The sequence below is a fragment of the Photorhabdus namnaonensis genome (genome assembly GCF_001684335.1).
Classification (GTDB): Bacteria; Pseudomonadota; Gammaproteobacteria; order Enterobacterales; family Enterobacteriaceae; genus Photorhabdus; species Photorhabdus namnaonensis.
This window is the reverse complement of sequence record NZ_LOIC01000086.1, coordinates 67012-81499: the sequence shown is the minus strand read 5'-3', so window position 1 is coordinate 81499 and position 14488 is coordinate 67012. Positions and strand designations below refer to the sequence as shown.

The window sequence follows — 14488 nt, the reverse complement described above, 5'->3', positions numbered from 1 at the left end:
GCAACTCAGTCACGGTCAGCTCACCCGATAAATCCATGCGCAATGCCAACGTATTGACAAAGAAGCCAATCAACGGCTCTACTTCCTGACGACTACGGCCGGCACTCGGGGTGCCAATCACCACATCGTCCTGACCTGATAAACGTGACAGAACCACCGCCCAGGCTGACAACAGCGTCATAAATAAGGTGACGCCCTGCTGCTCACTCAGGCGCTTAAGGGCGGTCGTTAATTCAACATCCAAGTTAACCGGCACAGCATCTCCGGCAAACGCCTGCTCCGGCGGACGAGGCCGATCTGTCGGCAGATCCAACAGAACCGGCGCGTCAGACAATATTGCACGCCAATAGTCAGACTGAGCCTGAATTCGTTCAGCCGACAGCCACTGACGCTGCCAGGCGGCGTAATCCGGATACTGAATCGCCAACGGCGGCAACGGATCGGATTGCCCGGCCATAAACGCCGTATAGAGTGTGTTCAACTCCTGTATCAGCACATTGGCAGACCAGCCATCGGAAATAATGTGATGCAAAGTCAGCAAAAACTGATATTCGTCATCAGTGAGCTGGATGAGCGCCGCACGGATAAGCGGGCCGCTTTCAAGGTCAAATGATGCGTGAGCCTCCTCCACGGTTAGACGCTCAAGAACAACATCAGCATCCGGGATCCCGCGTAGATCATATTGAGATAACAGTAAGCCACTATTCGGCGCCAACAACCGCACCTGTGGTTGACCATCAATAGAGACAAAGACCGAGCGTAACGCTTCATGACGGGCAAATAAGGTATCCAGCGCCTTCTGCCAGGCCATGATATCCAATTGCCCACTCAAACGCAGGGCCATCGGGATATGATAAGTTTCACTAACGCCATCAAGCTGCGCCAGGAACCACAAGCGCTGTTGAGCAAATGATAACGGTAATTCTCCTTCGCGGGATATCGGCACGATAGCTGGCAGGATAGTATCCGATTGCCCCTTCCGGGCCTGCATGACCTCCGCGAATGCCTTTAACGAAGGGGATTTAAACAGGGTGGTTAATGGCAGTTCGATACCCAAAGCGGCTATCCGGTTCATCATCCTCACCGCCAGCAACGAATGACCGCCCAGAGCAAAGAAACTGTCATACCGGCTGATCTGCTCAATCCCCAGAACCTCACGCCAAATCGTCGCCAGAGCCATTTCCATTTCTTCCTGGGGCGCTTCGTAAACCTGACGTGCAAAAGCCTCGCCGTCCGGCGCCGGTAGCGCTCGGCGATCCAATTTACCGTTCGGCGTTAACGGAAACGCATCCAGACGCACAAAAGCTGACGGCACCATATAATCCGGTAACACGGTACCTAAGTAGGTATGCAGACTATTTACCAGCCCCTCATGGTTTTCCGCCACCACATAAGCCACCAGCCGTTTGTCCTGCCCTTCCCCCTGCGCCAATACCACAGATTCACTCACCGCGGGATGTTCCACCAACCGGAATTCAATTTCTCCCGTTTCAATGCGGAAACCGCGGATTTTCACTTGGTGGTCGTTGCGGCCCAGGAATTCCAGATTACCGTCCGGCAAATAACGGGCTAAATCCCCGGTGCGGTACATGCGGGCATCGGGTTTATCACTAAATGGGTCAGACAGGAAACGTTCAGCCGTCAAGTCAGGGCGATTGAGGTAGCCACGCGCCACACCAACACCGCCAATGTACAATTCCCCTATCGCCCCCAACGGCACAGGGTAACCATCGTTATCCAATAAATAAAGACGGGCATTATCCAGCGGACGACCGATAGTCGGATAAGGATGCGACGGATCTATACAGGCCAACGTCGTGTCCACGGTACATTCTGTCGGGCCGTAGACATTATAGGCCGTCAGTTGTGGTATACCGGCTATCGTCTGCCAGATTTGTGTGGATATGGATTCCCCCCCAATCAACAGCGTCAACGCTTTTTTATGGTGAGACAACCCCGCCGCCAGCAACATCTCTAATTGCATTGGCGTACAGTCCAGCACATCCAGCTCTGTGGTGGCTAAAAACTGCAATAAGGCGGCCCCATCGACTCGCACATCTTGTGGAACAATCACCAGCGTATAGCCATTCAACAGACCCAGTATATGTTGCAATGACGCATCAAACGCCATACTCGCGTTCAGGCTAACCCGGTAAGAGGCAGATGAAGGCGCAAACACCCGCGCTGTCAGCGTGCCATGTAGATTTAAGAGTGAACTATGTTCAACCATCACCCCTTTCGGCACACCGGTCGAACCCGAGGTATAAATCACATAGGCCAAATGCCGGGAAGTCAGCGCCGGTATCTGAGGATTACTGTCCGGCTGATCAGGCAAGGTATTCGGGTCAAGTACTGTCAGTCTGGTCAGCGTTTCCTCACCTAATGCAGACCAGCCGGTCTTATCCGCCAGCACCACTGCCGGCGCCGCATCATGCAGGATATGCACCAGACGTTCGCCCGGATAAGCGGGGTCCAACGGCACATAAGCTCCACCGGTTTTCAGCACCGCCAATATCGCCACCACCATTGCCGGTGAACGTGACACACAAATCGCCACCCTCTGGTTTGGCTCTACGCCCAGCGCAATAAGCTGATGAGCCAGCCGGTTAGCACGGGCATTTAATTCCGCATAGCTGAGAGTTTGTTCTTCATACACTAACGCGATCGTGTCAGAAGTTTTCTCCACCTGTTGTTCAAACAACTGATGGATACATAACTGATCAGGATAAGCGGCTTCCGTCGCGTTCCAGGTTGTTAACAACAAGGTACGCTCCGCTTCCGGCAGAATTTCCAACTGTCGTACCGGCATTTCCGGGGCCTGTTCCAGCGCTGTCGCCAAGCTCTCCAATGCCTGCTGCATATAACCGCATAGACTTTCCGGATCAAACGGCTGCACGACCTGCGCCGTTAGCCCCAAGGATTCGCCAAAATCCTCCACCGCTAGTATTAACGGATAGTTGGTCCGCTCCTGTCCTCCAAGAAACTCAATACCGTTGATAAGTTTATTTGACGTTGCCGACAAAGCATTATGCCGATAGTTCAATAGCGCACTAAAGAGCGGCGTACCGCTGGCAACCCCGCTGCAACGTTGAGCCAGTGCCAATGAAGCATGCTCATGCGCCAGTAATCCGGCCAATCGAGTATGGGCGGTCTGTACACTGTCCCGTACTGGGGTATCATCCATATCCAACCGCAACGGCAAGGTATTGATAAACAGCCCCATGCCATTGTCAGCCCCGTCTCCCGCCGCCATACGCCCAAACAGCACAGTACCGAACACCACTTGATCTTGCCCGCTGGTACGCGCCAACACCTGTGCCCAAGCCAGATGACACAATGCCGCCAGACTGACCCCCAAACGCCGGGCCTGTCCACGCAGACTGTCGTTCAGTTCAGGCGCCAGCATCCTGTGGGATTCCGCCACCTGTGAACCATCACGATGCACCTCCGTCAATCCGAATGGCAGCGTGGGTTCGTCCACTTCCGCCAACATTTTGGTAAAGAAACGGGTATGTTCCTCCTGACTCATTCCCAACCGGGCCTCAGCCACTAAATTACGGAAAGAGACCGGGGAAGTCAGACTCTCCTCCTGTTCGGTCAGATACGCCTGAACCTCACTGTTCATCACATCCAGCGTGGTATGGTCGCCAATCAGGTGATGCAGCAGTTGCAATACCGCCCAACGACCATCCGTCTCCTGTGCCGCCACAAACCGCAACAATGGCGCTTGATCCAACTCAATACGATAATGACGGGGATTAAAACGTTGAATCAGTTGTTCACCAATCGGCCCATCCGCCAGGTCTAAATCCAACTCAGTGACCGATAAAGGCGCCTGACGCCAGACGATCTGAGCCGGCACAGACAACTCTTGCCAGATAAAGGCGGTACGCAAAACATCGTGGCGGTCAATAACTTGTTGTACTGCCGCCAGATAACGGTCCAGCAAAGCCCGATCGGCGAAGGCCATCTGGCCGACTAACAAATAGGGATCGCCTTCGTTTGCCAGTAAGTGGTGGAACAAAATACCGTCCTGCAACGGCGACAGGGCATAGATATCCTGAATGTTGCTCACTCCGCCCGGCACCTGTCTGACAATGCGGTCAATGTCTGCCTGAGTCAAATCAATCAGCGGCAACATTTCCGGCGTCAGGGTCGTAGTTGCCGAAGTGATGACGTTAGGCGGCACTATCACTGCCTGATGCTGTCCCAACGTTTTCGCCAGGTCTGACAGCACCGGCGACTGGAACAGATCACGCGCCGTCAGCGTCAATCCCAGATGACGCAAGCGTTCAACCATCCGTATCGCCAGCAGCGAATGACCACCCAGAGCAAAAAAGCTGTCATACCGGCTTATCTGCTCAATCCCCAGCAATTCACGCCAGATAGCCGCCAGCGCTATTTCTGTTTCTCCCTGGGGCGCGGCGTAAACTTGGTGGACAAAGGCTTCATTGTCTGGCGCCGGTAACGCTTGACGATCCAATTTACCGTTCGGCGTCAATGGCAGTGCATCCAGCCGTACAAAGGCCGCCGGCACCATGTAATCAGGCAACTGAATACTCAGATGTTCGCGTAAACGGTTAATCAACCCCTCATCGGCTTCCGCTACCACATAAGCCACCAGCCGTTTTTCCTGCCCTTCCCCTTGCGCCAATACCACCGATTCACTCACCTCCGGGTGTTCCACCAACCGGGATTCAATTTCCCCCGGTTCAATGCGGAAGCCCCGGATTTTAACCTGCTGGTCGTTACGGCCCAGGAATTCCAGATTGCCGTCCGGCAAATAACGGGCTAAATCCCCGGTGCGGTACATCCGGGCACCCGGCACATCACTAAACGGATCAATCAGGAACCGTTCCGCCGTCAAATCAGGGCGATTGAGGTAGCCACGCGCCACGCCCGCGCCTCCGATATAAATTTCCCCCACCACCCCCAACGGCGCCGGTCGACCATATTCGTCCAGTAAGTAAAGGCAGGTGTTGGCTATCGGACGGCCGATACTTTCAATAATCTGGTCGCCTCGCTGTATCGGCAGCCAGGCAGAATAGGTCGTCGTTTCAGAAGGTCCATAGAGATTACACAGCCGCTGTATTTGCGTGTCTTTGAAAATCTGTTCAATTAAGGCGCCTTTGAGCGGTTCCCCCGCCAGATTGACCGTATGAACCGACGCCATCAGCGCCCGAGCCTGCAATAACGGTTTCATCACGGACGGGACTGAGTTAATCAAGGTCACCGGCAGGGCCTGCTGCATCAATGACAGCGCATCCTCCACCAGATAAATCGCCGCGCCGCGAGATAACGGCATAAAACATTCGAAGATGGACAGGTCGAAATTCATCGACGTTGAGAACAGCACCTCGCGGATCTCTTCCGCCCCAAAAGCCTGCTTAGCCCAGTACAGGAAGTTAACCGTATTGCGGTGCTCAATCATCACCCCTTTTGGCGCCCCCGTGGAACCGGAGGTATAAATCACATAGGCCAGATGACGAGAAGTCAGCCCCGGTACCTGTGGATTACCATCCGGTTGTTCAGGCAAGGCATTCGGGTTCAGTACGGTCAGTCTGGTCAGCGCTTCCTCACCCAGTGCAACCCAGCCAGCTTCATCTGCCAGCACCACGGCCGGGGCGGCATCGGTCAAAATATGAGCCAGACGCGCGCCAGGATAAGCCGGGTCTAACGGCACATAAGCCCCGCCCGCTTTCATTACCGCCAGCAATCCCACCACCATTGCCGGTGAACGCGCCACACAAATCGCCACCCGTTGGTCAGGTGCGACGCCCAATGCGATAAGCTGATGGGCCAGACGGTTGGCACGGGCATTTAATTCGGCATAACTGAGGGTTTGCTCTTGATACACTAACGCTGTCGCGTCAGGGGTTTGCTCCACCTGTTGTTCAAATAATTGATGAATGCACAACGGGTCAGGATAAGGGGTTTCCGTGGCGTTCCAGGTTGTTAACAGCAGGGTACGCTCCGCTTCCGGCAGAATTTCCAACTGGCGTACCGGCATTTGCGGGGCCTGTTCCAGCGCTGTCGCCAAGCTCTCCAGCGCTTGCTGCATATAACCGCATAGGCTTTCCGGATCAAGCGACTGCACGACCTGAGCCGTCAGCCCTAGAGCATCGCCAAAATCCTCTACCGATAACATTAACGGATAGTTGGTCCGCTCCTGCGCGCCAAGAAACTCAATACCGCTCATCAAATCATCTGACATTACCGGCAAAGTATTATGCCGATAGTTCAATAAGCTATTAAACAGGGGTATCTCACCCTGTACGCCGCTACAACGCTGCGCCAGCGCCAATGACGCGTGTTCATGCGCCAGTAATCCGGCCAATCGAGTATGGGCGGTCTGTACACTCTCCCGTACTGGGGTTTCATCCATATCCAATCGCAACGGCAAGGTATTAATAAACAGCCCCATGCCATTGTCAGCCCCGTCTCCCGCCGCCATACGCCCAAACAACACAGTACCGAACACCACTTGATCTTGTCCGCTGGTACGCGCCAACACCTGCGCCCAGGCCAGATGACACAAGGCCGCCAGACTCACACTCAAACGTCGGGCCTGACTGCGCAAACGGTTATTTAGCTCAGGCGCCAGCATCCGGTGAGATTCAGCCACCTGCGAACCATCACGATGCACTTCCGTCAACCCGAACGGTAATGTGGGTTCATCTACCTCCGCTAACATGTCAGTAAAGAAACGGGTATGTTCCTCTTGACTCATCCCCAACCGGGCCTGCGCGATCAGATTACGGAAAGGCGCCGGCGCAGGCAGGCTCTCTTCCTGACCTGCCAGATACGCCTGTACTTCACGGTTCATCACTTCCATCGTTTCATGATCGCCAATCAGGTGATGCAACAATTGCAACAGGACCCAACGACCATCAGTTTCTTGTGCCGCCACAAAACGTAATAACGGAGCTTCCCTCAAATCAATACGATGCTGACGAGGATCAAAGCGCCGGGTTAACTGGTCACTGACCGAACCATCAACCGGGTTTAGTGTCAGTTCCGTCACCGATAAAGTGGCCTGACGCCAAACTACCTGCGCCGGGACTGACAATCCCTGCCAGAGAAAAGCGGTACGCAGAATATCGTGGCGATCAACCACCCGCTGAACCGCGGCCAGATAACGATCCAACAGCCCCCGGTCAGTAAAGGCCATCTGACTGAACAATAGATAGGGATCGCCTTCATTCTCTAGCAAATGGTGGAACAAAATGCCATCCTGCAATGGCGACAGGGCATAGATATCCTGAATATTGGTTATCCCTCCCGGCGCCTGCCCGACGATGCAGTCAATATCAGCTTGAGTCAAATCAATCAGCGGCAACATTGCCGGCGTCAACTCTGTGGTTGCTGGCGTAATGACGTTAGGCGGCACCTTCACAACCTGATGCTGTCCTAATGTTTGCGCCAAATCTGACAACACCGGCGACTGGAACAGATCACGCGCCGTCAGTGTCAATCCCAAGTGACGCAAGCGTCCAATCATACGTACAGCGAGCAACGAATGACCACCCAAGGCGAAAAAGCTGTCATCCCGACTTATCCGCTCAATGCCCAATAATTCACGCCAGATCGCCGCCAGCGCTATTTCTGTTTCTCCCTGTGGTTCAGCGTAAACCTGACGAGCAACAATTTCCTTGTCCGGCGCCGGTAAAGCCCGATGATCCAACTTACCGTTCGGCGTCAACGGAAAAGCATCCAGTCGCACAAAGGCCGTTGGCACCATGTAGTCAGGTAAAATGGCGCTCAAGTGAGTATGCAAGCTGTCTGCCAGCCCGTCATCCACTGATCCCACTACATAGGCCACCAGCCGTTTATTCTGACCTTCCCCCTGTACCAACACCGCCGCTTCACGCACCGTTGGGTGCTCGACTAACCGGGCCTCAATTTCTTTTGGTTCAATGCGGAAACCACGGATTTTAACCTGCTGATCGTTACGGCCCAGAAACTCCAGGTTGCCGTCCGGCAGATAGCGGGCCAAATCCCCGGTGCGGTACAGGCGGGCATCCGGGTTATTACTGAACGGATCGACAAGGAAACATTCGGCAGTCAATTCAGGCCGGTTAAGATAACCACAAGCCACCCCATCTCCGCCCACATAAATCTCTCCGACCACTCCCAGCGGCACCGGCTGACCATAAGCATCCAACAGATAAACCCGCGTGTTGGCTACCGGTCGGCCAATTGGGATGTTGGTCGCTCCCGGTGCGACTGCATTGATTCGATACGTTGCCGTAAAAGTGGTGCCTTCACTCGGCCCATAACCATTTAATAGCTGTTGTGGCGGATTCGTGCGCAGTACCTGACCGATGACATGGGGATCAAGGGCATCTCCGCCGACAATCAGGAGCCTTATCTGCGGCAAAACCGGGGACAGTTCTTCTGCCAGCTGGTTAAACAATCCGACGCTCAACCACAGAACAGTAATTCGTTGAATCTGTAGAACCTGTACAAACTCTAGCGGCGTTAGCAAAGTGACGTGATTAACAACCACTAACGAGCCGCCATTAAGTAACGGCGCCCAAACTTCAAACGTGCTGGCATCGAAAGCCGGGTTAGCGGCAAAGGCTACCCGGTCATCCGGTTCGATTTCAGCGTAGCCATTGTTGATCACCAGCCGGACCACCGCACGATGCGGCACCAAGACGCCTTTAGGTATCCCGGTCGAACCGGAGGTGTACATGATATAAGCCAACTCAGTGCTGGAACGCGGTAAGTCAAGGTTAAGGCGATCTTGCTCGTTGTCTGTCTCATCCGAGAGACGAAACAGCGGCACAGCCAGATCCGCCGGAATGTCCGCCTGTGTATCGGTAAGCAGCAATCTGGCGGAGCAATCACTTATCAGCCAGTTTTTCCGCTCATCCGGCACATTGGGATCTATCGGCACGTAAACAGCGCCGGCTTTGAGAATCGCCAATTGCGCCACTACCAGTTCCATTGAGCGAGCTAGCAAGAGCGCGACATGATCACCGGGACACACCCCTTGTTTGATTAGCTGACGAGCCAACCGGTTAGCGCGGGCATTTAATTCGGCATAACTAACGGTCTGATCTTCATACACTAATGCTGTCGCGTCAGGGGTTTTCTCCGCCTGTTGTTCAAACAACTGATGAATACATAATGCATCAGGATAGTTGGTTTCCGTGGCGTTCCAATTTTTTAACAACAACGTCTGTTCTGCTTCCGGCAGAATTTCCAATGTCCGAACAGCCATATCCGGGGCTTGCTCAAGAGCCTCCACCAGACTCTCCAGCGTCTGTTGCATATAACCGCATACCCGTTCCGACTCAAACGGTTGTACTACCTGAGCTGTCAGTCCCAGTGCATCGCCAAAATCTTCCACTGACAGCACTAACGGGTAGTTGGTTCGTTCCTGTATGCCAAGGAATTCAATACCGCCAATCAGTTCATCTGACGTTGCCGATAAGGCATTATGCCGGTAGTTCAACAGGGCGCTAAAGAGCGGCGTACCGCTGGCGACCCCACTGCAACGTTGAGCCAGCGCCAGTGACGCATGCTCATGCGCTAGTAATCCGGCGAGTCGAGTATGAGCAGTCTGTACACTCTCCCGCACCGAAGTCTCATCGATATTCAACCGCAATGGCAAGGTATTAATAAACAGCCCCATACCATTGTCGGCGCCATCCTCTGCCTGCATACGCCCAAACAGTACAGTGCCAAACACGACTTGCTCCTGACCACTGGTACGTGACAACACCTGTGCCCAGGCCAAATGACACAACGCCGCCAGACTGACGCCCAAACGCCGAGCCTGACCGCGCAAACGGGTATTCAACTCAGGCGCCAGCATCCGATGAGATTCCGTCACCTGTGAACCATCACGATGCACCTCCGTCAACCCGAATGGCAGCGTCGGTTCATCCACCTCCGCCAGCATCTCGGTAAAGAAACGGGTATGTTCCTCCTGACTCCCCCCCATCCGGGCCTGCGCCACCAAATTGCGGAAAGGTACCGGTGCCGGCAGGCTCTCCTCCTGACCAGTCAGATATGCCTGAACTTCTCGGTGCATCACTTCCATTGTTTCATGGTCGCCAATCAGGTGATGCAGCAATTGCAGCAAAATCCAGCGGCCATCAGTTTCCTGCGCCACGACAAAACGCAATAGCGGCGCTTCACTCAGGTCGAGACGATGCTGACGGGGATCAAAGCGCCGGATTAACTGCTCTCTGACCGGACCATCAACCGGGTTTAATGTCAGTTCAGTCACCGATAAAGCGGCCTGACGCCAGACCACCTGCGCCGGGACTGATAACCCTTGCCAGATAAAAGCAGTACGTAAGATATCGTGGCGATCAACCACTCGTTGCACCACCGCCAGATAACGATCCAACAGCGCCCGATCAGCAAAAGCCATTTGCCCCGTCAACAGATACGGATCACCTTCGTTTGCCAGTAAGTGGTGGAACAAAATACCGTCCTGCAACGGCGACAAGGCGTAGATATCCTGAATATTCGCGATCCCGCCCGGCACCTGTCCGACGATGCGGTCAATATCAGCCTGAGTTAAATCAATCAACGGCAACATCGCCGGCGTCAGGGCCATAGTTGCTGGCGTAATAACGTTAGGCGGTACTGCCACAGTCTGATGCTGCCCCAATGTTTGCGCCAGGTCTGACAGCACCGGCGACTGGAACAGATCACGCGCCGTCAGCGTCAATCCCAAGTGATGCAGGCGCTCAACCACCCGTATCGCCAGTAGCGAATGACCACCCAGAGCAAAAAAGCTGTCATACCGGCTTATCTGTTCAATCCCCAGTAATTCGCGCCAAATCGCCGCCAGCGCTATTTCTGTTTCTCCCTGAGGCGCTTCGTAAGCCTGACGGGCAAAAGCCTCATCGTCCGGCGCCGGTAGTGCGCGACGATCCAATTTACCGTTCGCCGTTAGCGGAAACGCATCCAGCCGCACAAAAGCTGACGGCACCATATAGTCAGGCAAAATAGCTTGCAGATGAGTACGCAGACTGTTCACCAGCCCGTCATGGGCTTCCGCCGCTACATAAGCTACCAGCCGTTTATCCTGCCCTTCCCCCCAAACCAACACCGCCGCCTCACGCACCGTTGGATGTTCTGCTAACCGGGCTTCAATTTCCCCTAGTTCAACGCGGAAACCACGGATTTTAACCTGCTGATCGTTTCGGCCCAGGAACTCCAGATTGCCGTCCGGCAGATAACGCGCCAAATCCCCAGTGCGATACAGGCGAGCATCCGGGTTATCACTGAACGGATCGGTCAGGAAACGCTCGGCGGTCAATTCAGGCCGGTTAAGATAACCACAAGCCACCCCATCGCCACCCACATAAATCTCTCCGACCACCCCCAGCGGCACCGGCTGACCATAAGTATCCAACAGATAAACCCGCGTGTTGGCTACCGGTCGACCGATCGGGATATTAGTCGCTCCCGGTGCGACCGCATTGATTCGGTACGTTGCGGTAAAGGTGGTGCCTTCACTTGGCCCGTAGCCATTTAATAGCTGTTGCGGCGGACTGGTGTTCAGTACCTGGCCGATAACATGGGGATCAAGGGCGTCTCCGCCGACAATCAGCAGCTTTATCTGCGGCAAAACCAGTGACAGTTCCGCTGCCAGACGGTTAAACAACCCGACACTTAACCACAGAACCGTTATTTGCTGAATCTGTAAAGCTTCTACAAACGCCTGCGGCGTCAGCAAAGTGGCATGATCAACAACCACTAATGCGCCGCCATTCAGCAACGGCGCCCAAACTTCAAACGTGCTGGCGTCAAAAGCCGGGTTAGCGGCAAAGGCCACCCGGTCATCCGGTTCGATTTCAGCATAACCATTATTGATAACCAGCCTGACTACCGCACGATGCGGTACCAAAACCCCTTTCGGAGTTCCGGTAGAACCGGAGGTGTACATGATATACGCTAATTCGGTGCTGGAACGCGGTAAGTCAAGGTTAAGATGATCTTCTTCACGACCCGTATCTGCCTCATCCGAGAGGAGAAACAGCGGCACCGCCAGATCCGCCGGAATATCCGCCTGTGTATCAGTGAGCAGTAATCTGGCGGAACAATCACTTATCAGCCAGTTTTTCCGCTCATCCGGCACACTGGGATCAATCGGCACATAAACGGCTCCGGCTTTAAGAATCGCTAATTGGGCTACCACCAGCGCCATCGAACGCGCTAGCAGAAACGCGACATGATCACCGGGGCACACCCCCTGTTCGATGAGTTGACGAGCTAACCGATTGGCGCGAGTATTCAGTTCCATATAACTGAAAGTGTTATCTCCCGCTATCAATGCTATTGCCTCTGGGTTTTTCTCCACCTGTCGTTCAAACAACTGATGAATGCATAACGCCTCTGGATACGCGGTTTCAGTCGCGTTCCAAGTTTCCAGCAACAACCGACGTTCAGCCTCAGGCAACAAATTAAGCTGCCCTACAGGAATTTCATCACTCACCCTTTTTGATGACGCCAGCACCTGCAAATGTTCGCTCATCCGCAGAATAACTTCCGGGTTCAGGCGATTTTCATCATAGATCCAGCGGAAACCACCCTGCGCATTGATCTGCAACGTCAGCAATTCGCCGGATACCGCCTGATCACACGATTGGTCATCCTGTATCACAGAAACGGCGATCTGCCACGGCCGACTTGTTCTTAATTCAGGGATAGCCCGCAGTGAAGGAGAGCGGGCGAGAAGATCACGACTAAATGTGCGGTGCCGCGCCAATCGGATAAGCTCGTTATCCATCCAATCAGCTACCACAGACCACGGCTTATCAAACGCCGCCTCAACAACCATCGGCGCCACCGATGACAACCCGGTCAATATCTCTGATTTATCTTCTGCCCCATTCACACACCAGCCGATTTGGAACTCAGTCTGATGAGTCAAACGCGCAAGATAGATAACGAATACCTGCAACAGTGCCTGTAATGGATCTTCTCCAGCGTTTTTTAGCAATGAAGGCTGCCAGGGGCTGATTCCCCAGCGGGGTTCTGTCGGCTTCCCAATCATTTCAAAAGGCAACTGGAGTGGTTGCAACGCGGCAAGACGCTCGTACCAAAATGATTCACTGGGTGCGAGTGTTTGAAGGGTCTCTTTTACATTCTGCGCTTGTTGCGAGGAGAGTAAAGGAAGCTGTTTGCCCAGTCTCAGTTCCGATACATCGGCAAGCTCTCTGGCAGACAACAACTGCCCTTCAAGGGTGGCGAATCCCCCAATCCGCACATCCTCACTGCCGGTCGTCACCTGCCAGGCATCCTCCTCCACACTCATCAACGTACCGGGTACCCCCTCGGAGCTCGTGTTCAACCGCTCAAGCCAGGAAATTTGTACCGGACCCTGCCTCAGTAACAGTTTCGGGCAACCCAATGGATTTAAATAATTCTCCCCAAAATCTAATGCCCGCACTAAAGCTGACAAGACTTCTCCCGACTGCTCCCAACACAAATATCCCCCCCAATCGGGGCGACATGACCGAGCATAAAAACTCCGTTGCGAGAGATCCTGAGGATAAGTCGCCAGTGCGTCGCAACCCAGATTTTTCAGTAGTTCGACAAATCCTTTCTGAGCCGCCTGGTAACATTTCAGATTCAATGAGAAAGCGTTATCCTGTTCTTCAATCGATACCGGCCATTGCACAGCAATATCGCCGGTATCCACACCGCCTTCAATACAGTGCCAGGAAATAGCGTAATGAGTCTCCCGAGCTAACAACGCCCAGGAGGTTGCATGGCTACCTGCATAGCGAGGCAGGGGACTATTATGATAATTAAAGGCGCCGCCGCGAATTTGTTCAATTAATGACACCGGCAGGATGATGGGGTTGACGATTGAGAAAAGCCAATCGACAGGCTGTGACGTGATGTGTTCTTGTAATGCGTCAACCGAGTTCACACAAACAATCCCTTGTTGGGCAGCCCACGTTTGTAAAACACTATCAGTAGATAGCACGGCTTGTATGGTATGCCCAGCCGCCAGAATTTGTTCGGCGCAGAACACCGCAAGGGTCGTTCCCCCCACCACAACGCATATTCGTGATGGAATCGATGTATCATACGTATTGTGAGTTATATTTTCATATGATATCTGAGAGAGAGCTTGGTCTTTAAGAACATTTCCCGCTGTAGCAATGTTACCTTTCATCTATTACCTCAACGAATCTGTTAGAAATTTGAAAACTGTCATACCCGACAGCCATCACCAATATTTCTTTCTTACTTCTTGCCCCCAAGAAATAAAATCGGATGTATCCGACATCAATTTAAGATATTCAAAAACCGTACTATTAATCGATTAACAACGGCCAATTAGTCATTTTTTTACGCTAATATCTCTAATAACCAAACAAATAATCAGCCTTAATTACACAAATAAAACATTCTATTTTTATTCTTATAAGGACATTATTACATCCAATACCGCAAAGAAACATTACAAATTACAATTAATATCACCATGTATTATTTCATAATA

1 protein-coding gene is annotated in these 14488 nt (G+C 53.2%); it reads right to left on the bottom strand.

The window, feature by feature from the left end:
- The coding region (locus Phpb_RS19055; RefSeq protein WP_075489562.1) for a non-ribosomal peptide synthetase at nucleotides 1-14158 on the bottom strand (14158 nt) is incomplete at its 3' end.
- Between the last annotated feature and the right edge of the window lie 330 nt (nucleotides 14159-14488).